The organism is Chitinophaga sp. CF418 (assembly GCF_900142925.1).
GTDB lineage: Bacteria > Bacteroidota > Bacteroidia > Chitinophagales > Chitinophagaceae > Chitinophaga.
The window spans coordinates 254302-276902 of record NZ_FRCN01000015.1 but is presented as its reverse complement, the minus strand read 5'-3'; the positions used below and the strand labels follow the sequence as shown (position 1 = coordinate 276902).

The window sequence follows — 22601 nt, the reverse complement described above, 5'->3', positions numbered from 1 at the left end:
AAAGAAAGAGGCTGTCCGTTGTAAGTGCGACAGCCTCTTTCTTTTATACCTCTGTCAGCGGGAACCAGACACTCACCCGCGTACCACAGGGTTGCCCGGCTTCGTCGTACCGGTCTTCTATATCAAATGTGGCATCCAGGTTAAAGCGCCTGTTATACAGCGCCAGCCTGTCTCTTGTGATCTGTAGTCCGCGGGAATGATGTTCATTTCCCTGCTGCCGCTGTGCAGCGGCTTTCTCCCTGCCAATGCCATTGTCTTCTATCACACACAACAGGCTCCCCTCCCGCTGATAGAAAGTGATAGACAGGCGGCCATCTCCTTTTTTATGTAGCAACCCATGCCAGATGGCATTCTCCACAAAGGGTTGTAAGATCATGGTGGGAATATCTGTAAAATCGGGATCCAGCCCATCATCTACCGTAATAGTATAACTGAACTGATCTCCAAACCGCAACTTCTCCAGTTCCAGGTAGTTTTCCAGCATCTTCAGCTCCTTCGATATAGGAATGCTGTTTAGCTGTGAATTGTCCAGTACATTCCTGATCAGTCTTGCAAAACGGCTCAGATAAGACAATGCCTGCTCCGTTTCCCGCTTCATCATGAAGGTCTGGATAGAGTTCAGGGCATTAAAGATAAAGTGAGGATTCATCTGCGCACGCAGCGCTTTCATTTCCAGCTGTGCTATCTGCTGCTGGATGACCGTCCGCCGGCGGGCTTCCTTCTTAATAGCGTTCACCCGGAGTTTAAAATAGATGTAGATCAGCACTATGATCAGCAGTGTGCATAGTATCCGGAACCAGGCCGTTTGCCAGAAAGCGGGTAATATATTGATCGTAAGGGTGGTAATACCGGTTGAAAATGTTCCGGCGGCATTCACGCTACGCACCTTGAACCGGTAACTGCCAGGCGGCAAATTGGTATATCTTGCCACCAGCAATCCTTCTGCTTTTACCCATTCTTCGTCAACCCCTTCCATCTGATACAGGTACCCGACCGATTCATGATGATACTGCAGGCTTTTGAATTCAATACTGATAAAGTTCTGCCGGTGCGACAAGGTTAACGGCGAATACCGGCCACGTTCCGCTCCTATATTTATCACACTGTCCATGGCCCGGAAACTGAGGATAGTCACATCCGGCGGAGGTGGCGCCACCTCCAGCGCCCCCGGGTCAAATATTACAAAATGATCCGAAGCACCGACCATCAGCCGGCCATCCCGTAACTGGCTCACGGAACGGCGCACCTTCCTGTTATTATCTATGATATCTCCCGACTGTACGAATGTTTCAATGGTTCCCTGCTGCCGGTTGAAGCGGTAAAAACCATACTGGGTAGTGAACCAGACACCTATCCTGCCAATCACCTGCAGGTTCAGCACCCATTCATCGAAAAGAGCGCCATTGATCATTAAGGGTCTTCCCTTTGCGTTGATGGTATTATAGATCCAGAGACCGTGATCTGTTCCCGCTATCAGCGTACTATCGTCCAGGAATTCAATACAGGTGATATTGCTGACCGTTAGTTTATCCTGCAGGAAAAGCGTGGAACTGCTTACCTTCCCTGTTTTAATATTAAACCTGATCAGACCCGCGTCGCTGGTAGCCATCCACAACAGTGAATCATGCTGCCGGGCTATATCCATTACAGTTATAGGCCGTCTTACATACTCCAGCAGCCCGGGGTAAGGCATAAATTCATTCGTACGGGTGTCCCATCTGACCAATCCTCTCTTATACAATCCTATCCAGACGGCAGTATCTTTTTCCGGCAGCATCGTCATTAGGGTCTGCTCTCCAAACGTCGGGGAGTGATAGTGACTTACAAACATGCCTTTCTCCGGATCAAATACGGAGAGATGGCCATTCTCCTGTCCTATCAGTACTTTTCCATCCTGCATTTCAGCAAAACTCCAGACAAGACTCCGCTCTTCCGGCAATTGGTAAGCGGGGCTCCTGGCATTATGCAGGAATTGACCCTTCAGTTCCAGCGAGGGATTTAACCAGCTAAAGCCTTTTCCCCAGTATCCGGCATATACATTCCCCCTGCTGTCCTGGAATAGTCCGGTCACTTCCGCCCTGGGTAAACGTTCAGGAGCGCCCTTGAACTGGGTGCGGTGGTCCATGATCCGAAAAGAATTGTCCGGCATATTTAAGATGTTAATACCCAGATCCGTTCCTACCCACAGGCGACCGTTTCGGTCGTTCAGGAAACAATTCACCTCAAAATCATAGTGCAGGCTCTGATCGTCTTCGTTATTGGCGCGGATGTTTGTGGTGAATTTACCGGTGCTTTCATTAAACCTGTAAATACCTCCGATTTCGGTGGATACCCAGATATTCATCCCCTTGTCTGCCACTATATCCGTCACCATATTCCCATCGCCTGCAGGCAATGAAAAAGAAAAGGCCTTCAGCTCGCGGGTATCAGGACAATATTGATAAAGTGTATCTCCTCCCCTGGCGGCCACCCAGATGCGTTGCTGGCGGTCTATATAAAATCTTTTGATGCTGCTTCTGATAGCGAGCAAGGGGTTACGATGGGGATTATTTGCATGATAATAGAGGTGCTTTCGGGGAGGATCGAACATATAGATGCCATTACGTCCGCTGATCCACAAGTTACCTTTTGCGTCTTCAATGATCGTGCTGTACAGGTCTTCCCGTATGGCCTCGGGGATATTGGCGGGTTTGATGAAGTGGCGGTGCGCCTCATCATACTGCAACAGCCCTTCCTGCGTAGTGGCCCAGATCACACCGGCATGGTCCTGTATGATACGGCTGCAATGCAGACTGCCGTGTAAAGAGGGAGGGATATCGATCTTCAGTACAGATACCGCTGATGCAGCGGGGTCATAATACCGGATATTATCCGGAGCGCCCATCCAGATCCGCCCTTTGTTGTCTTCACACAGGCAGATATCATCATAATAGATAGATCCGGGTACCTTATCAAAACTGGCGATGGTCACCAGGTTAATACCATCATAACGCTGTAGTGCGGTACTCGCGATCCATATAAAACCTTTGCTGTCCTGCAGGATGGCGGAAACGTGATTGCTGGCCAGGCCATCTTTACGGTCGAGGTGTGAGAAAGTATAAGCGGTGCCTTGTGCCTGCATATCCGAACAGTACAATGCCATCAGCCATAGCAGCAGGACTGAGACAGATAAGTATTTCGATAAATGCAGTTTCTTCAAGTCGTGAAAGCATTAAATTGTTTTTTGTCCCCTGGCAATACCGACAGCAGCCTGGTATTTACCTTCATCAAAAGCATTTTCACTTTTAGCCATCACGATGGTGGCTACGCCGTTCCCGATAAGATTAGTAATAGCTCGCGCTTCGGACATAAAGCGGTCTACACCGATCAGAATGCCCAATCCTTCGATGGGGATTACCTTAATAGCTGTAAGAGTAGATGCCAGTACAATAAATCCGCTGCCAGTAATACCGGCAGCTCCTTTTGAGGTTATCATCAATATGCCGATGATGGTCAACTCCTGCCAGATGTCCAAATTTACACCATAGACCTGAGCCAGGAATATCACCGCCATAGAAAGGTAAATACTTGTGCCATCGAGGTTGAAAGAATAGCCGGCCGGTACCACCAGGCCTACTACCTGGCGGGCGCATCCCAGTTCTTCCAGCCGCGCCATCAAACCTGGCAGTGCGGATTCAGAAGAGGAAGTACCCAATACGATCAGTATTTCATTGCGGATAAATTTAAGATAATGCCACAAACTGAAACGATAAATACGCGCAATGCCCGCCAGCACTACGCCTATGAACAACAACATGGTAAGATAAACGCAGCCCATCAGCTTCAGCATGGGGTATAAAGAAGCCAGTCCGAAGCTGCCTACCGTATAAGCCATTCCACCAAAGGCGCCCAGCGGGGCCAGTCGCATGATAAATTTGAGGATGTTGAAAAACACTTCGGATAATTTCTCGAAAGTAGCCAGCAGCGAATTACCGACGCCATTCATTTTGGTAACGCCGTAACCAAACAATACGGCAAAGATCAGTACCTGCAGGATATCTCCTTTTGCAAAAGAATCCACCACATTGGAAGGAACGATATGCATGAGAAACTCCGACCACTTAAACTCCTGGGCCTGTTCCTGGTATTTCGCCACAGCGGCAGTGTTTATATTCTCAAACGCCCTTCCCACGCCAGGCTTCAGCCCGTTGGCCACTATCAATCCTATGGCGATGGCCAGGGTGGTAATGATCTCAAAGTATAGTATGGCTTTCCCTCCTACGCGACCCACTTTCTTCATGTCTCCCATGCGGGCAATACCCAGCACGATGGTCAGGAAGATGATAGGTGCGATCAGCATTTTGATGAGGTTAATGAAGACTTCACTCATTAACTTACCTGTAGCAGCGATGGAAGGGAATAGGGCGCCGGCGAGTATGCCAAGGATAATTGCAACGACTACCTGGAAGTACAAATGCCTGAAAAGTTTGCTCATACAGTCAAGATACAAAAAAACGCTTAACGCTGCATGCTATTTACATACATCGTCAAGCGTTTTATAATATAATGATATTTACGATTATCCTTTGATAGCGGCAATACCAGGAAGGGTTTTACCTTCAAAGAATTCCAGCATAGCACCGCCACCGGTAGATACGTAACTTACTTTTTCAGCCAGGCCAAACTGGTTCACCGCAGCTACGGAGTCACCACCACCTACCAGGGAGAATGCACCCTGTGCGGTAGCAGCCACGATAGCATCAGCTACGGCTTTGGTACCATTCTGGAAAGCTTTCATTTCAAAAACCCCCATAGGACCATTCCACAGGATAGTTTTTGACTGTTGGATTGTTTCGCTGAACAGTGCCACAGATTTCTCACCTATGTCCAGTCCCATCCATCCGGCAGGGATGTTGTCGTTGCTTACGATCTGGGTGTTGGCATCGGCAGCAAATTTATCAGCAGCAACTGAATCCACAGGCAGGATCAGCTGTACACCTTTCGTTTTTGCCTTAGCCAGCAGTTCCAGCGCCAGTTCCAGCTTATCATTTTCGCAGAGGGAGTTACCGATCTCTTTACCCTGCGCCTTCAGGAAGGTATAAGCCATACCGCCACCGATGATGATGTTGTTGGCTTTTTCCATCAGGTTTTCAATGATCAGGATCTTGTCGCTCACTTTAGCACCACCCAGGATAGCGGTGAAAGGTTTACCAGCGCCGTTCAGCACTTTCTCAGCGTTACCTACTTCTGCTTCCATCAGCAGACCGAACATACGTCTGTTTGCAGGATAGAATTCAGCAATAACAGCTGTGGAAGCGTGTGCGCGGTGAGCGGTACCGAAAGCGTCGTTCACGTATACGTCGCCGAGTTTGGACAATTTTTCTGCAAAGGCTTTATCACCTTTTTCTTCTTCTTTATAGAAACGCAGGTTTTCCAGCAGGAGCACTTCTCCGGCCTGCAGGCTAGCGGCTGCGGATTCTGCCACAGGACCGATACAGTCTTCAGCAAATTTCACTGTAACGCCATCCAGCAGTTTTACCAGGTGGTAAACCAGGTGTTTCAGGGAATACTTCTCGGTAGGACCATCTTTCGGACGCCCCAGGTGAGACATCAGGATCACGCTACCGCCATCTTTCAGGATTTTCCTGATAGTTGGCACGGCAGCCGTCATACGGGTATCGTCAGTGATCTCGTATTTATCATTGAGCGGCACGTTAAAATCAACACGTACCACTGCCTTATGGCCGTTGAAATTGAAGTCGGAGAATTGACTCATTTGCAATTATTTTAAAGATGCAGAAGTAATCTGAGAATAAAATGTAAGTGGTGAACAGTGAATGGTGTGTATAATCACCATTTACCATTCACCACTTACAATATAGCAATAAGCTTATTTGCTGATCAGACCGGCGAAGTACTTAACTGTACGTACCAGCTGAGATACATAGCTCATTTCGTTATCGTACCAGGATACAGTTTTAACCAGTTGTTTGTCGCCCACAGCAACGATCTTGGTCTGTGTAGCATCAAACAGGGAACCGTAAGTGATACCAATGATATCGCTGCTCACGATTTCGTCTTCAGTATAACCGAAAGACTCGCTGGAAGCAGCTTTCATAGCGGCGTTGATTTCATCAACAGACACTTTCTTCTTCAGAATGGTTACCAGTTCAGTCAGAGAGCCGGTGATAGTTGGAACACGCTGTGCACTACCGTCCAGTTTACCTTTCAGGCCAGGCAGTACCAGACCGATTGCTTTAGCAGCACCGGTGCTGTTAGGAACGATATTAGCGGCAGCAGCACGGGCACGGCGCAGGTCACCTTTCGGGTGAGGAGCGTCCAGTGTATTCTGGTCGTTGGTGTAAGCGTGGATAGTGGTCATAGTACCCAGTTCGATACCATAAGCATCATCCAGTACTTTAGCCATTGGAGCCAGACAGTTAGTAGTACATGAAGCGCAGGAAATGATGGTTTCGCTACCATCCAGAATATCGTGGTTCACATTGAAAACTACTGTTTTCAGATCGCCGGTAGCAGGAGCAGAGATTACCACTCTTTTAGCACCAGCAGTCAGGTGAGCGGCTGCTTTATCTTTGTCTGCAAAGAAACCTGTAGATTCAATCACCACATCAATACCATGCTCTTTCCAGGGAATTTGTGAAGGATCTCTCTGTGCGTATATTTTTACTTCATTTCCGTCAACTGTGATGGCGTTTTCAGAATGTTTAACTTCTGAATCGAAACGACCCTGAGCAGAATCGTACTTCAACAGGTGAGCTAATACAGCGGGACTTGTAAGGTCATTAATAGCTACCACGTCTATACCTGGCATCTTGTAGATCTGACGGTATACTAAGCGGCCAATACGACCAAAACCATTAATACCGATTTTTAGAGTAGTTCCCATTTTACACTGAGTTTGTTGAGATTGAAAAAAATTGAGTAGCGAATTTACAAGCTATAGCGGGATAAAGCAATATAAATTTAAGTTAAGCAAGTTTTTTTTGAAAATATCAAAATTGAGATTACCTTTGCAGTCCTCTAAACATGGAGATCATGTCAAAGAGGGGATTAGCCGCGTTGGTCAATCGGCTAAGACGCCTCCCTTTCACGGAGGAATGACGGGTTCGACTCCCGTACGCGGTACCAAAGAAAGGAACATCGAATGATGTTCCTTTTTTATTTTTATGCCTCCCCAAATTTTTCTATATTAGAAATAGTTAACCATATTGTTTTACCCAAACTCCATGTCTTATGAATGACCAGCAAATGTTTGACAGAAACCTAAACATTTTTGCGAGGATAGCTATATGGCTATTTAAAGCCCTTGTTTATTGCCCGCTTATTTTCACTTCATTCTATATTGTATTTTCATTTATGAAGGAAGAAACCTCTAGCCTCATGGGATTAGGACTTGTTATTCTTGTTAGTTTTATATTATACTTCATCGTCTATTTCCTAAAAGGAGTGATCATCTGCTTAAAAGGCAATAATAGAATACTTTGGATGCTGCCATTTATCATTTGTGTTGCATTTACCTGTATTTTACCTGTCTATATTGTTCTTGACCCTATAGGCAATTTGGTAAAAAGTTCCAGCCATTCTCAAACAGAACATAGTACAATCAAATGGATTTTTTCAATAGCATTTGGTGTATATGTATACTTTAGATATGACTTCCTTACTAACATTGCTCCGTCTATTGCATTTCCTGCATATCAGGCCGGAATCGATTTTACAACAACTATACTAAAGCACTCGTATCGTGTTAAAGCGCAAAAATCTAATGAATCGATTTAAAACAGCCAATATATAAACATATTAATGCAATCAAATTAATACAAACATTATCAATTACTTACGATAAAAATCAGAAAAATCATCCTTGCAAATCGAACACTTAATATTACATTTGCAAGGATGATACCACGTATAGCACAATATGAAACGATTCAATTATTAGAGGAATTCCCGGCGGTTGCCGTTTTGGGTCCAAGACAGGTAGGTAAAACTACATTAGCTGAAGCCATAGGCTCTTCAATATCAACAGCGCCAATTTACCTGGACCTGGAAAGCCCTTCTGATAGAGCAAAGCTGAATGAACCTGAAGCTTACTTTGAATTACATAAAGGGAAGCTTATAATTCTTGACGAAATTCAACGCGTTCCTGAATTATTTCAAATTTTACGAGGAGTTATAGACAAACATCGCAGACAAGGCCATAAAAATGGGCAATTCCTGATTTTGGGCTCTGCATCCCTTGATCTTTTGAAGCAATCATCTGAATCACTTGCGGGCCGCATTGCATACAAAGAGCTATCAGGTATACTTATTTCCGAAATAGATCGCTCAGCCCAGGATCAGCTATGGCTTCGGGGTGGTTTCCCTGACAGTTTTCTTGCCAGAAATGATCAGGCTAGTATACGATGGCGAGTGAATTTTATAGCTACATACCTTGAAAGAGATGTACCTCAATTTGGGCCACGAATCCCGGCTACTACTTTAAGGTTACTCTGGACTATGCTAGCTCACAGTCAGGGAGGGCAACTAAATACAGCTCAAATCGGAGCAAACCTTGGTGTAGCACCCCCTACTGCAAAACGTTATATTGAATTACTGGAGGATCTGCTACTGGTCCGTACATTAAGACCGTGGTCAGGAAACCTTGGCAAACGGCTGGTAAAAGCGCCGAAGATATATATACGCGATAGCGGACTAACACATGCCTTATTAAATATAACATCCATTGACGACCTTTTAGGGCATCCCATTGTAGGCGCTAGCTGGGAAGGATTTATTATTGAAAATATTTTATCGTGCATCCCAATAGGGGCATCCACCTGGTTTTATCGTACATCTGCAGGAGCTGAAATAGATCTTGTAATTGAGTTAGGCTCAAATAAAAGGTACGCGATTGAAATCAAACGTTCGCTGGCACCAACACTATCAAAAGGTTTTCATTTAGGATGTGAAGACATTCAAGTTACTGATAAATTCATTGTTTATCCTGGGAAGGAACGTTATCCTGCAGCTCACGATGTGACTGTAATACCTCTAGTAGATATGATGAATGAATTGAAAAATTCGTGAAATCTTCCATCCAATAGTTCGACATCTGTCCCCTTCCCTGTACTTAACGAAATGTTAATAATTTTAACATTTAGAATAAAAAAAGCTCATCTTACAGATGGGCTTTTTTTTATTGGTTTACAGCTAGTTATTCGGTTCGAAACCTATAGATGGCTACCCTTTTATATTGCTGAAATCATTTTCATTTCCATCCCCAATCGTATAATGTCTTGTATTGAAATTTCAGCTTGGTTCAATTTGCAAAGTGCTGGATTGTCAGCCAGGTGATATTCTGGAATATCGGGAGTAGATAATACATATAGTCTTAAAATCCCCACCCAAAAGTTCGACACTTGTCCGCCCCGTTGTACCAACGGAAATAAAAAAGGGGTTGCTCATTGAGCGACCCTTCTTTATTTTACAGGCCTCCTACATCTGTTCCATACATCTACTTTTTATCATTTCGCGCTCCCCACAATAGTGAATAGAACGGATTGTCAGGCATTTCCACCTTTTCTCCTTTTGCTTCCTCCGGCATTTCCTGGGTCGGCGTTTTTAAAGAGTTCACCCTGATTCCTTTTTTAAGATCCATTATTGCCCCACAGGAGCATGATCAATAAGCGCTTTTGCTGTCCTTTCTTTTTTGTTCACTTATTTGTTTCCTTGTGTTTCCCATCAACACGTTCCAGACCTCCGGTTCCCTGTTTGACAATACCACCACTCCTGACATTGGTGTCCTTATTTACAAGGATAATATCTGCCTGGTTGTATGTGACCTTACCTTAACCCGACCATCTGTTTGTTACAGCAGTGGTGTCACCGGCAATTTTCAGATCAGCAGAGTCGGCTGGGCAGCACATGTCACACATTCAGATATATTATTATCTTCACATATCAATTCCCTAACTAACATGAAAAAACTCTTCTGGTTTATGCTTTTACAACTTGCAGCAGTGCAGGTTTTTTCTCAATCAATGATCTATCAAATAGAAAACGGCAATGGTGAGGATAGAACAATGATGTTCCGTCTTCAGATACAAGACGCAGAGTTTTGTGCAAAAGGAAAATTATCGTTTAAAAAAGCATCTTATCTCAAGTTCAGCCCAAGCAGCAACATCAATTTAGACAGTCTGGACAAGGCTGCTATTCCATTCAGCCGGGCCTTTCCAAAAAATTATTGGAGTGAAGGTGCTTCGGTTATCCACATGAATACAAAACCCAATGAGGACGGACATATCTGGTTTGAATATGTTTATGTTGAAGAAAAAAAAGAGAACGATATCAAACCAGTAGCAGCCTTTAAGGTGGTCTTTGAAGGCAGCAATGCTGAAAAGGAAAGAGTATCTCCAAAGATCCAGGAAATCATCATGACTTCAGATCCAACAGCACTTAAAAAATATATTGCTGTTATTAAACGATTGAAGCGCGAAAACAACGTTAAATCTGCAGATGTTATTAAGGCGAAAGCTGATGGTCCGCCACCACCTATACGGAATCTGTAAAAATTGTTCACACAACAGACCTGAACAGGCTATTCAAATCCGCACGGCAACTGCACTATATTATACTAAGGAAATGGGAACAATACATCTGTGTTACTCCCGTTTTCATTTTCAGCCAGTACCTTCCGGCTCGTACCTCTATGTTTTGCTGCGGAGTCAGGCATTCATCATTTGCTGGTCTGATAACTCTGCCAGCACAATGAGGATCATAACGTTCTGCCTGGCATAAATCAGGTATTTCTACGCTTTTCAAAAATTATTGAAGCAGGTAATTTTGCTCTTACAATTCCACAACGAGCTGCTGATTTTTCAACCCCAAACATTATACATCATGAATTTCACAAATCTTCAGGAGCAGGTTATTCAAAAACCTTTCATAGACGAATTGATCATCTGGAATCGATTTTACTCAAGTACAGTGCTTAACTTTAACATGGAAGCGCAGACACAGTCCAACTGGTGCTGGGCGGCGACTTCCAAAAGTGTGTCCTTTTTCTATTCAGCACTGCTAAATCCCTGGACACAATGTAAAATCGCATCTTCAGAACTCGGACAGACCTGCTGTACATCACCCGTTCCCGGCCCTTGTAATGTACCCTGGTACCTTGACAAGGCACTTACCCGCACCAAGAACTTTGTTGAACTAAGAAGTGGTACGATGACCTGGGAAGCTGTTAAAGAGCAAATCGATGCCGGCCTCGTGGTAGGTACCCGCATAGGCTGGTCTGGCGGTGGCGGACATTTTATGGCTATCTACGGTGTGTCAAAAATATTTAACACAAAGTATTTCCATATTGACGACCCCATCTATGGCAAGAGCGTACTCACCGTTAGCCAGTTTTCCACCAACTATCAGGGCAGCGGTTCCTGGACACATAGCTACATCACAAAAAAACATTTTTACTTTATGTGGATCAAAGACCTCGTATTCAAACCGGAATTACTCAAGCCAATCCCTGAAGTTCGTCCGCTGATTCGCTTACAGCGTCCTAATCTAAAGGCTGACAAGAGCGCTGCCGAGCTGGAACTGAGCTTTGCACATCACGCATATGTCATCGGACTAAAAGACATCGATAAGGATATTACGATTCCTGAAAGACCTAGTTCCCTGCGCGTGATAGAACTGGATCAGAAGAAACCTGTAGCACTCTATGACCTTGCTACCACAGAAGACGATCCGCAGGTATTACAGGTAAGTACTGACGACGATTACCTCAATCGTATCGAGAATGGCATGGAAAAAATAAAATCCAGCTTACGGGAAAAAGAGATAGAAGGAGAAATGAGAGTGCTGAAATTCCCTGCGCTGAACCTGGAAGCACTTTGGTTGCGTACAGAGAATAAAGAAAATGACCGCTACTACCTGCTCCGCCATTTTGGCCAGGAAGATAACGTACTCAATGAAGGCAATTTCAAAGAGTTGGTATTCAGACAGAAAGCTGTCACAGAAAAACAAGACGACCTTATGGGCGCCTAATGTGGTAAATCGCCAGCCTGAAACGGGCTGGCGATTATATTTTATCACGCCCTTTGCTTATTTTTAGAGTATGCTTATCCCTATCCTGCCAACCCTGATCCTAGCCTATAGCATCTCTACCGTATGCTTCCTCGTGATGTCTATCTTCAATAGACATTTAAGAAAAATGAGGCCCGGGTATTTATCCACGGCAAATATCATTGTCGCACTTGCTGGTTTTCTAATGCTCGTATTCCTGGTCATTGACGTTCGCAAAGCCTGGCAAATGGATGCAGACAAATACCGTAGCGCCAGTTTTCTGCAAATCATTATTTTCCAGCTGGCAGCCTGCCTGTTAACACTTTCCCGTAAACTGCGACGATCTGTTCTCTTTACATTGATACTGGTTGTGATTTATTGCTTTTTCATTTTTAAAGAAGCCATATACCACTTTTTTACAAGTTATTCCAGGGATACACTGCCTTCCAGCTGGCCTTATTACCACAGTACTTCAGATCTATACATCCTTGTTTATGCAGCGGTCTATTTAGCCATTTGCTATTTCATTGCTGCAAAACCAAGCTCCGCCCGGCGTCGGTAAAGATCAGGAGACGGCGTTAAAGACCAATCTTTGAATATGGCACCCTTATCCCCTTCACCCGGTAGTAATACGGATCCAGGTATTCCCCATCACAGGACTCCAGCCTACACGCTGAAAAGTTCAGACAGTAAGTCAGCAGCAGCTCATTCCTGCCATTGTCAAATACGGGATGAACAACAGGTGTATAGTACCGTGCATATTGTCCTTTAAAATATTCCTTTATTGTATAAACCAGCGTTTGCCCAGAAAACGGCCCTATGGGGGAACTAGCTGTGGCGATGTAAATATTCCTGGCGGTATCACAATCAAAACCCTGATCCATAGTCATCAGGATATATTTCCCATTCAGATAGGCAATACTCACAGTTCCTCTCCCATCCGCAATCTTAGCAGCATTACCGGGGCTCGGACTACTGGTCCACGCACTGCCATTGTAATATTCCCATTGCAATGGGTTAGCCTCCCGGAACCTGGCTACATGCACATAACTGGCATAATTGAAACTTACGCCCTCCTTGCCAAAAACATACACATATCCATCTCCAGGTTTAACCATACCACAGGAATAAGTGATGACCTTCTGGCTATCCAGTCCGTTGGGCAGTGCACGCTCTGCCCTCCATTCAGTACCTGTGCTTTGCGTCAGGCGATAAAGCGACTGACCGGTAATATCCAGGCCCTGCCCTTCCCCGCAATGCACATACACTTTGTCGCCAAGCTCAATACCAGGGCCAGCCCAACTCCATGAAGTGCCTGATTGTATGTTGAAAACCTGTCTGGGCTTGCCGGAAGTACTATTATTGATCGTCATATTTGGCGCATGTTCAGGATCCCAATTCGTTTTTGCCGGCTGAATCAACACTGAATTACTATACCGGTGAAAATCACCGCATTTGAACATTTTGTTAGACTGCAACTGAACCCCATCCCACGCATCCTGCGTTACCCAAAGCACTTTTCCATTATTAGCACTCCAGGTGAGAGGAATACTATTCCCCTGATCAAAGGCAGCTGAACCTTGTGTAGTATTATTCCGGTTAAAGAAACGCACTACCGCATCATCACGATAAGTATCGTCAGGAATCACGTTGAGCATCCAGGACTGTCTGCCATCATTCGCTATTCTATCGAGGATCACTTTCACGCCGTTGCCTGTCGCACCTCCTTCAAGCGATAGCGCCAATCCACTTCCTTTATTATATATCCTGTATTGTCCGTTGCCCTTATCCTCTAATTTCCATAGCTGCCCGTCACCTGGTTGCGGAAGCGCCGCAATCTGCTGCACAATGGTCCCATTTGCATCGATCAGTTTACCACTGTGTAGGTTCCGGATATAGTAATACCTAACACCATTAGCAGTAGCATAATAGATCACATGCCATTTCTGCCAGCGGTCCATTTCACCGCGTGAGGTCGAGAGCTCCCATTGCTGCAAGGCAATACTGTCTTTGTATTTTTCGTTCTGAAAAGGATTTCCACTTACCTCCATGTACTTATTGCTCTTTACATTTCTGAGCGTAACAGTAACATAATCCGGAAGCATCTGCATTTTTGCCATTGCCAGATGCAGGTTACAAAACAAAATGGATAGCAATACAATGAGTGTTTTCATGATACGTGGCATTTTGAGCAGGGTCAATTATATACCAATATATAAAACAAAAGCCATCATTTCTGATAGCCTTTTGTCCACACACGATCTAATCTATGTTCCACCCTTTCTGCAATACATGCCAGGTTACTGGCATTCTCATCTACTGACCTGCAGACATTCCGGAACACGGTAAAAATGGTTACTTAGCATTAAGAGCAGCCACCAATTTTTCAGCTGTAGCCTCAGATGAAGCCGGATTTTCACCTGTTATCAGCAAACCGTCCTGGACTGCAAAAGAAGTCCATTTTTCAGAAGCTTTCTTATAATCCGCACCTCGTCCCTTCAGCATATCCTCCAGCGAGAAAGGAGCCTTGTTAGATGTTTGTCCTGCTATTTCTTCATCGTTGGAATATCCGGTTACAGTTTTACCCTTCAGCAGATATTCCCCGTTTTTGGTCTTTACATTTTTCAATGCTGCAGCGGAATGGCACACAAATGCAGTTGGTTTCTGCTGTTCCACAAATGACTGGATCAATGCAATAGATGCAGTATTATCAGGCATATCCCAGAGTGGACCATGGCCTCCCGGATAAAACACCGCGTCGTAATCCTTAGCTTTTACAGTACTCAGTTTAATAGTATTGTCAAGTTTACCCTTGCCTTCAGGATCGCTCAGGAGTCTTTTGGAAGCAGGTGTAATGAATTGTTCATTGATGCTTGCAGGATCTATAGGTGTTTTTCCACCTTTGGGAGATGCTATTGTCACCTGTACGCCGTGTTCTACCAGATAATAATAAGGAGCAGCAAATTCCTCCATCCAAAGTCCTGTTTTAATATCTGCGCTCACTGTTTCGAAAGAGGTTACTACGATCAGCACCTTCTTTGCTTTTTTGGTCTGGGCGCTTACTGTCATGCCGGAAAAAGCCAATGCTATCAAAGCCATCAATGCCGTCACATATTTGATCTTCGTTTTCATATATTTGTTTTTTGTTTCACAAAGCTAGGCTCATACAGGCCCTCAGCCCAAGGACCTGGCTCACACATTTGATGTGATGTAGATCACACCATATTTTTCATTAAGTTTGAAGCATTTAAGAGATCTGTATGCATCCAGCGCTTAGAAAACACTTTGAGGAATTAGTCAAACTGACCGATGCAGAATATGAGCGTATAGCCCCCTGTTACCATCTCAAGAAATTTAAAAAACACTCTATCCTCCTTCAACCCGGAGATATTGTCAACCATGAATATTTTGTTTTAAAAGGACTACTGAAAACATTCACAATTGACGACAGCGGGAAAGAACACATTCTGCAGTTTTCTATGGAGAACTGGTGGGTGTCTGATTATATGGCACTGCATACCGGCGGAAAATCATCCTTTATCATTCAGTGCCTGGAAGATGTAGAACTGCTATATATATCATACGCCGACAGGCAGCGATTATGCGATGAGATACATCAGTTCGAACGTTTCTGCAGATTAAAGATCACCTCAGGATTTGTCAGCATGCAGAAAAGAGTGATGGCATTAATGAAGAATGACGCTCAATCCAGGTACCAGCAATTATTGGAACAATACCCCTCCCTCTTCCAGCGTGTACCTAAAGCTATGATAGCTGCATATTTAGGTGTTTCAAGAGAGACGTTAAGCAGGTTGCATGTTTAATATTCCGGAGAATACTCATCTCCGGATGTATCCTCAATAACAGCTGTAAAAACAGCACCTGCATTGGCGGTACACTACCCTCCAGGATGTTTTACCCGGTAAATTCCATAAAGAGACTGATAACTGGTTCAACCTTCAGAAACTAAAAATCAGGAGCGTAGCTATCAGGCATCAGCACGAACTTATCATGCAATCTATTCCTGAAGGGTACATTCCTGGTCTCTCATTTCTAACCCATTGTAAATGAGCCCCTTTATTTTTTTCCAAAAAAAATATCTCTTTCCCATCAAAGTCCCCCCTCTCCTCAGTTGTCATTATACTGGCTAGCCAAAATTTTTGATCCTTCAAGTAAACCATTATTTATGCAAAAACTCACAATCATCATTGCGGCACTAGCCATTTTTACCAGCTGCAGCAAAGAAACTGCAACAAAAACAGATACCCCTTCGACAACTATCGCCACGGATGGCGGCGCCCGTAAAGCGGCTGCCACAACCATCAGTTTCAGCGGTTATACATGGGAAGTAAGAGATCAGGGTTCTTCCGGTCCCGGCCCTAACTACTGGAGTTCCAGCAATGTATGGGTAGACAGCGAAGGTCACCTGCATCTGAAGATCAGGAAAGATGCCGCTACCGGCAGATGGTTATGCGCTGAAGTAACTTCCCTGCAAACTTTCGGATACGGTTCTTATATTTGGAAAGTAGAAGGTGCTGTAGATAAATTGGACAAAAACATCGTATTGGGCCTGTTCAATTATAAAGCCGGTGATGACGGCCACCATGAAGTAGACATCGAGTTTGCCCGCTGGGGAAACAATGCATGGCCTAACTTCAATTATACTGTATACCCTGCTTCCGGTTCCGGCAGTGTATCACAGACCAATGAGCTGGCATTGAACGGCACTTATACTTCTTATAAATTCGTTCGCAACAGCACTTCAGTGTCTTACAAAGGCTACCATGGTCACGGCCTGGATGAAGCTAATTCCTTCTTCCCATGGACAACCCCGGCAGGCTTCAATGTGAGCACATTATCTTTACCAGTACACATGAACCTCTGGCTGTTTAACGGTAATGCACCGTCTAACCTGCAGGAAGTTGAAATCATTATACACTCATTCACATTTACCGCTGCGTAAGTGTTGTAAGTCTTGTAATGGAGAGGGTTACGCCAGGAAGGTTTCTACCTTCCGGTTAACCCTTTTCTTATGAAAATATTTTACATTTACGGCCTACTATCCCAAAATGCTTATATGGCCGCCGACACGATCAATGAAGTCATTCAGCAACCGGAAGAAATTATCAACTCCGTTATAGATACCGGCAACAGGATTGGCTACTTCGCAGCCCTCTACCACAAAGTCACCGTCAGGGTAAAAGAAGGCATCCTCAATAATGAATTTGAAAACGGTTCCTGTATGGAAAAGCCGGACGTCGTCTTTGCCAAACGCTACCTGGAAGCCGTCACACAATACAAACACGAGCGCCCCAGCGGCTCCTGGCTTACTGCTTTTGAAGGTACAAAGAAGGTATCCGTACTGGTACTGCAGCACCTCCTCAGGGTTCACTGTATGGGTCATTCACCTATTTGAATGGAAAAATCCACGGAAGATTGTTGCAACGCTATACAAGTCAAAAAAGGCTTACATACGTATATCACCTCAACTGCAACCGGCATAAGCCGTCGGGGCGCCGGACTCTACGAGGCAGAAAGCACGGCTGTCGTACGGTCAGAGCACAGTACATTCATTATCATGACATTTCCCGCAAACAATCTTGCCCGAAAGAACTTTATGTTAAAAAGAATCTATAATTTAAGTACTGTAAAACTGTAATAAAGAATATGGATAGTAAGGCTAAAATTATTTTTTTAGCAGACGATGATCCTGAAGACCAGGAAATTCTGAAAGATGCGATTTTAAGCTTAGATCCCACAGCAGACATTCATTCGGTAGTAAATGGTCAGCAAGCCATTGAATATCTACTCAATTGCCCGGATAACTGTTTACCGGCGCTTCTCATTTTGGATTATAAAATGCCTATTTACAACGCAATAGAGATATTGGAAAAAATCCAGAATGTGCCGCGCCTGAAATCCATCCCCAAGGTGGTATGGAGCACATCCAACCTGGCAGAACACGTCAGGAGCTGTATCGAGAAAGGCGCCCTTCAGTATTTTGTAAAGCCTACCAGAACGGAGGAATTAAACAACATCGCCAGGCAAATGCTGGACGCGATTGATAACTGAGATCTTATTCACATGGAATATAGATATCAAATCTGGCGCCCTGCCCGGGGGTTCCGTGTGCTTTAATGACGCCATGGTGATTCAGTACGATCTTCTTGCAGATAGCAAGTCCTATTCCCGAACCAACAACGCCGGGTTGGCTATGTAATCGTTGGAAAAGCTCAAACAATTTATCTGCGTAATCGGGTTCAAAACCGATACCATTGTCAATTATAGAGAGCCTGTAATAACAGACTTCAGTAAGGTCTGCATTTCTGCCGTTAGGAGGCCCTGCTATTTTCTCAGCATTAATGATAATATGCGGCTGACGTTCCGGATGCCGGTATTTCAGGGCATTTCCCAGCAGGTTATCAAACAGCTGAGCGAACTGGAAGGGAATAACACGCATGGTGGGGAGCTTATCCACATCAATCACCACATCATTTTTCTCAATGGTGTCATGATGTGAAGAGATCACCTCACTGATCACAGCATTCAAGTCTGTGTTCACCATTTCCTGTGAGAAGGAAGACGCCTGGGAATAAGTCAGCAGATCATCAATGAGTCCACGCATCCTGGAGGCTGCGCTAATGGACCGGGTTAAATATTCCTGCGCTTTTTCCGGCAATAGCTGCCCGGTATTTTCGGAAATATAATTATTGTAAAACTGGATCTTCCGGAGCGGCTCTTTCATGTCGTGTGCAGCTGCGTAAGCGAATTGTTCCAGTTCTTTGTTCTGAAACTCCAGTTCATTAGCATATTGTCTGATCTTGTCTTCCGCCAACTTTTTTTCCGTCAGGTCACGCGTTACTTTCGAAAAGCCAATAATGTGAAATTCTGCATCATGCAGCGCTGTTATAACAATACTTCCCCAGAACCGGCTGCCATCTTTGCGTACCCGCCAGCCTTCGTGTGCCGCTTTCCCCGTCCGGGTAGCTTCTGCAATCAACCTGTCGGGAAGATGTTTCGCCCGGTCTTCCGGCAAATAGAAAATACTAAAATGCTTTCCGATGATCTCTGACTCGTGATATCCCTTGATCTTTTCCGCACCTTTATTCCAGTTCTGGATCATGCCCGACCTGTCCAGCAACAGGATTGCATAATCTTCCACCTCTTCGATCATTTTATGATAGCGCTCTTCGCTCCTTTTCAGCTCTTCATTCAGCTTTTTATAACGGGCAATATGTTCGTCTATTTCCTGCAAAGAGGCACTGGTCCCCGCAACTTCCTGAAAACAATGAAGAACAGCGACCGTGACACCAAATTTATCTTTCAAAGGAAGAAGGTTTCCTTTAATAAGCACCCTTGATTTGTCAGGACGTTCCAGCACCGCCTGCCAGTCATGGCAGGGCGCGCCTTCTTTTATCAATGCTGTAAGCGTAGCCGCGTCGTGCGATAAATATATCCCATCTGCCGTGTAACACGGAGAAGCTGCATCATAAACATCATCAGCCTGCATTAACGCCGGGTTTCTTCCCCATAAACTGGTAGCAGCTTCATTGTAGACCATCATTCCTCCGCTGCCATTATATATGCAGGCAGCTATTGGCAGCAACTGCAGGAGATCCAGTTGTAATATTCCTGCATCTGTGAGAAAAGCGTTTGATATGGCTGTATTAAATCCACGATCCATTCCTTGAAATTAGGTAATAGTAAGCTAATTTTAGTACGATATACCAGAGGTACATTATTTGATAGGCGGCCACCAGCCTAAACCGTATAATGTCTACCTTTATCTCCTTATATGTATCTCCATTATAACTAACTCAATAACTATCACATGAAATTCAACTTTGCAACAATTATCGCGCCTGCTGCTATTGCACTCTGTATGACAGCCTGCAACAATCAGCCATCAACATCCGGGCACGCGTCCGACAGCACTGCCGCACAGCCAACCATTACAGAAGAAACTGTTGCCATCCAGGCAGACAGTGTAACAATGAACAGTATTGTTGCTTTCAGCGATGACACCACTGCTAAAAAGCCGATCGTACTAATCGTACCTGAATGGTGGGGCCTTGATGATTATATCAAAGGCAGGGCCAAACAGTTTGCCGAACTGGGTTATCTGGCTATTGGCATAGACATGTACGGTGGTAGCAAACACGCCGACAATCCGGACCAGGCTAAAGCGTATGCAACACCATTCTACAATAATCCACAACTGGGTTTCAGCCGACTGCAGGCGGCGCTGGCAAAAGCCAAGACTTATCCTCAGGCAGATACTACCCGTATTGCAGCGATTGGTTACTGCTTCGGCGGTTCTATGGTGCTGAATGCCGCCAAACTGGGTCTTCCTGTAAACGGTGTGGTAAGCTTTCACGGCGGACTGCAAGGTGTACCTCCTGTAAAGGGCCTGACTAAAGCGCAGATCCTGGTATGTCAGGGTGGAGCTGATCCATTCGTACCTGCTCAGGATGTTGCTACTTTCAGAAAGCAGCTTGATTCTCTGAATATTCCTTACACATTCAAGGAATATGCTGGCGCTACCCATGCATTCACCAATCCGGCATCTACTGCAAATGGCAAAAAATTCAACCTGCCAATCGCATACAATCCTGCAGCTGATACTGCATCGTGGAACGATATGCGCGCCTTTTTCGGCGTAATATTCAAGTAATATTTAAACATAAAAATAAAAGGAGCGTCCCGGTAAGAGACGCTCCTTTTATTTTTTTATACATTATCCGATCGGCAACAGGCAGCTTAATAACCGTAGCCTAATTTATCAGAACGTCTTTCTCCCAATACTTTATAGTCCATTTTGTCCAGCGCTTCAACCACTTTAGCCCTGTCTTTATACAGTGACCTGTGCTGGAAATTAAAGATACCCAGACCGATGTGGAAGAAGATGCCACTGATGATAATGATCCGCAGCAATTTCATGACGAATACCTTCTTTGACACCAGCCACTCATAACAATAGAACGAGTAGATCATCGGCAATGGCAACAGCATGCAGAAAGTATGCGAGGATGGTCCTTTGATCGAGAAAAAGAAGCTGGCAAATACCAGCAGGAACGTGAACAGGTTCAGCCATCTCATTTTCTTCCACTCTTCATTATCTGTTTTGATGAAATAAGAAAGAATGAACAGTCCCACCTGCGCAAATCCAACTATCAGCAGGAAAAACAGGAATGGTACAACCCACATCTGTTCTTTCATCAGCTGCCACTTTTCCTCAGAATTACCTACTACATAGGGAACCTCAAAAGAAGCGAAAGACCAGTACCTTGTCAGGATGGTCACAATATTTTTGATATTCTCCCAGTTGAATACAACATTGGCTCCTACCCTACCCGCTTCAGGATCGGGGTGCAGCCAGGTGGGGATGAGCGTCAGGGCCCCTACGATCAATCCTGCCAGGTATACCATCACGCGTACGGCAGTACTTTTTATTCCTGCCAGCCGGTAAGAGAACAGCAATGCTACTCCGGCATATGGCAACAACAGCACCCAGGATAGATGTAACTGCATGATCATAGTGGTAGTGAGCCCCATTACGAAGAAAGCCAGTCCGGGAGGGATAAACTTGTCCTTACTCATGGGCAATACCTCCAGCAGGCAGATAAAGAAAGGAATAGCCAGCGCCATTGTGTAGGAGGGGTTCACTACCCTGGTGGGGTAGTACATGGCCCATGGAGTGGTCATACATAACACCCAGACCATCCAGGCGGGAATCCCCTTTATCCGGCGGGTAATATAGTAAGCCAGTAATGAAAGGCTGGCAAAAGATAAAATATTCAGTATGAGTGTAGGCATCTCTGGCAGCTTCGCAATATAAAAACCGGCGCTGACCAGCAATCCCTGTAGGGCTCCGGGGATCTGTGTATTGGTATATACGACATCCGGGCCATAAGTCGGCCAGGTACCAGTGGTATAGGACTTCAGTCCGATCAGGTAGATCTGTAATTCATCAGGGAACCAGAATTCCGAGCACAATCCATAAATAACCCGGAATATAAAAAGAGCTAAAAGAAGCAGAAATAGGTTCTTCCTATTCATAAGTAATCGTTTGTTAATTGAGGAGGGGCCAAATTACATAACTTTCTCAATTGTTCGCCCTGGATTTACGCGAAGGCCACGGCATGATCTCTGGCAACGTGTTCTCCACCAACGCACCTCATATAGCGTTTATTCTCATACGATCCAACCATATAACATTATTACCTACTATAAAATAACGTCTTAACTAATCTATAATACAATAGGCATTCTAATATAGCATTGTAAAGGCGCTACTACGGTGCATTCCCGGAGATAACCCATATATAACCCATATATAAGCCATATATGACCCATATATAACCCATATTTGAGAGGTATGGGTTATATATGGGTTATATATGGCTAGCTTATGGTTTGTGTATGAGTTACAGTAAATAGACGACCAAGATCTCACCCCGTTTTGAGGCGGATATAGGCAACAAAAAAGCCATGACTTGGATGTCATGGCTGAATGCAGTTAGTATAAAAGTATTGAACGCCAACCCGGAAGGAGT

The 22601-nt window shown here is 44.7% G+C and carries 19 protein-coding genes and 1 tRNA gene; 12 read left to right on the top strand and 8 right to left on the bottom strand.

Features of this window, described 5'->3' with window-relative positions; genetic code table 11:
* Window positions 1–43: 43 nt before the first annotated feature.
* From F3I09_RS28905 to gap, 4 genes are all read right to left on the bottom strand, one after another.
* A complete protein-coding gene (locus F3I09_RS28905) occupies window positions 44–3199 on the bottom strand; it encodes a two-component regulator propeller domain-containing protein (protein WP_149698532.1) in 3156 nt (1051 codons plus the stop codon).
* Between the two features lie 12 nt (window positions 3200–3211).
* Window positions 3212–4474, bottom strand: coding sequence for a C4-dicarboxylate transporter DctA (gene dctA, locus F3I09_RS28900; protein WP_149698531.1), 1263 nt, complete (start codon window positions 4472–4474; stop codon window positions 3212–3214).
* An 84-nt stretch (window positions 4475–4558) separates the two neighbouring features.
* Window positions 4559–5755: a phosphoglycerate kinase gene (gene pgk, locus F3I09_RS28895; RefSeq protein ID WP_149698530.1), complete on the bottom strand. Its 1197-nt coding sequence runs from the start codon at window positions 5753–5755 to the stop codon at window positions 4559–4561.
* A 114-nt stretch (window positions 5756–5869) separates the two neighbouring features.
* On the bottom strand, window positions 5870–6886 hold the full coding sequence (gene gap / locus F3I09_RS28890) for a type I glyceraldehyde-3-phosphate dehydrogenase (RefSeq protein ID WP_149698529.1): 1017 nt from the start codon (window positions 6884–6886) through the stop codon (window positions 5870–5872).
* 167 nt (window positions 6887–7053) lie between these two features.
* On the opposite strand from gap, the gene F3I09_RS28885 reads away from it, so the two are divergent.
* The 7 genes from F3I09_RS28885 to F3I09_RS28855 all read left to right on the top strand — a co-directional run bounded on the left by F3I09_RS28885 (window position 7054) and on the right by F3I09_RS28855 (window position 12607).
* Window positions 7054–7128 (top strand) — tRNA-Glu (locus tag F3I09_RS28885).
* Window positions 7129–7233: 105 nt separating this feature from the next.
* Window positions 7234–7779, top strand: coding sequence for a hypothetical protein (locus tag F3I09_RS28880; RefSeq protein WP_149698528.1), 546 nt, complete (start codon window positions 7234–7236; stop codon window positions 7777–7779).
* 120 nt (window positions 7780–7899) lie between these two features.
* A complete protein-coding gene (locus F3I09_RS28875) occupies window positions 7900–9069 on the top strand; it encodes an ATP-binding protein (protein WP_149698527.1) in 1170 nt (389 codons plus the stop codon).
* 214 nt (window positions 9070–9283) lie between these two features.
* Entirely contained in the window at window positions 9284–9358 is a 75-nt protein-coding gene (locus F3I09_RS34845) for a helix-turn-helix domain-containing protein (protein WP_149698561.1), read from the top strand.
* Window positions 9359–9959: 601 nt separating this feature from the next.
* Window positions 9960–10550 carry a hypothetical protein gene (locus F3I09_RS28865; protein WP_149698526.1) on the top strand — a complete coding sequence of 197 codons (591 nt, stop codon included), beginning with the start codon at window positions 9960–9962 and terminating at the stop codon, window positions 10548–10550.
* 331 nt (window positions 10551–10881) lie between these two features.
* The gene (locus tag F3I09_RS28860; RefSeq protein WP_149698525.1) at window positions 10882–12027 is read left to right on the top strand and encodes a papain-like cysteine protease family protein; all 1146 of its coding nucleotides are present in this window, start codon (window positions 10882–10884) and stop codon (window positions 12025–12027) included.
* 70 nt (window positions 12028–12097) lie between these two features.
* Window positions 12098–12607: a hypothetical protein gene (locus tag F3I09_RS28855; protein ID WP_149698524.1), complete on the top strand. Its 510-nt coding sequence runs from the start codon at window positions 12098–12100 to the stop codon at window positions 12605–12607.
* Between the two features lie 16 nt (window positions 12608–12623).
* Here F3I09_RS28855 and F3I09_RS28850 read toward each other — a convergent pair whose 3' ends face one another.
* Window positions 12624–14219 (bottom strand): RICIN domain-containing protein, encoded by a 1596-nt coding sequence (locus F3I09_RS28850; RefSeq protein WP_223233425.1) that lies wholly within the window; start codon window positions 14217–14219, stop codon window positions 12624–12626.
* Between the two features lie 181 nt (window positions 14220–14400).
* A complete protein-coding gene (locus F3I09_RS28845; protein WP_149698522.1) occupies window positions 14401–15177 on the bottom strand; it encodes a type 1 glutamine amidotransferase domain-containing protein in 777 nt (258 codons plus the stop codon).
* Between the two features lie 128 nt (window positions 15178–15305).
* Between F3I09_RS28845 and F3I09_RS28840 the strand changes: the two genes are divergently transcribed.
* The 4 genes from F3I09_RS28840 to F3I09_RS28825 all read left to right on the top strand — a co-directional run bounded on the left by F3I09_RS28840 (window position 15306) and on the right by F3I09_RS28825 (window position 18117).
* On the top strand, window positions 15306–15869 hold the full coding sequence (locus F3I09_RS28840; RefSeq protein WP_149698521.1) for a Crp/Fnr family transcriptional regulator: 564 nt from the start codon (window positions 15306–15308) through the stop codon (window positions 15867–15869).
* A 362-nt stretch (window positions 15870–16231) separates the two neighbouring features.
* Window positions 16232–17008, top strand: a complete 777-nt coding sequence (locus F3I09_RS28835) for a glycoside hydrolase family 16 protein (RefSeq protein WP_149698520.1) — start codon at window positions 16232–16234, stop codon at window positions 17006–17008.
* A gap of 69 nt (window positions 17009–17077) precedes the next feature.
* Window positions 17078–17461, top strand: coding sequence for a DUF5995 family protein (locus F3I09_RS28830; RefSeq protein ID WP_149698519.1), 384 nt, complete (start codon window positions 17078–17080; stop codon window positions 17459–17461).
* A gap of 251 nt (window positions 17462–17712) precedes the next feature.
* Window positions 17713–18117 (top strand): response regulator, encoded by a 405-nt coding sequence (locus tag F3I09_RS28825; protein WP_149698518.1) that lies wholly within the window; start codon window positions 17713–17715, stop codon window positions 18115–18117.
* A gap of 4 nt (window positions 18118–18121) precedes the next feature.
* Here F3I09_RS28825 and F3I09_RS28820 read toward each other — a convergent pair whose 3' ends face one another.
* Complete coding sequence (locus F3I09_RS28820; protein ID WP_149698517.1) at window positions 18122–19729, bottom strand: PAS domain S-box protein; 1608 nt, start codon at window positions 19727–19729, stop codon at window positions 18122–18124.
* A gap of 147 nt (window positions 19730–19876) precedes the next feature.
* Here F3I09_RS28820 and F3I09_RS28815 point away from each other — a divergent pair, with 147 nt between their 5' ends.
* Window positions 19877–20719 (top strand): dienelactone hydrolase family protein, encoded by an 843-nt coding sequence (locus F3I09_RS28815; protein ID WP_149698516.1) that lies wholly within the window; start codon window positions 19877–19879, stop codon window positions 20717–20719.
* A gap of 86 nt (window positions 20720–20805) precedes the next feature.
* Here the strand turns inward: F3I09_RS28815 and F3I09_RS28810 are convergent, their stop codons facing one another.
* Window positions 20806–22104 (bottom strand): hypothetical protein, encoded by a 1299-nt coding sequence (locus F3I09_RS28810; protein ID WP_149698515.1) that lies wholly within the window; start codon window positions 22102–22104, stop codon window positions 20806–20808.
* Window positions 22105–22601 lie beyond the last annotated feature (497 nt).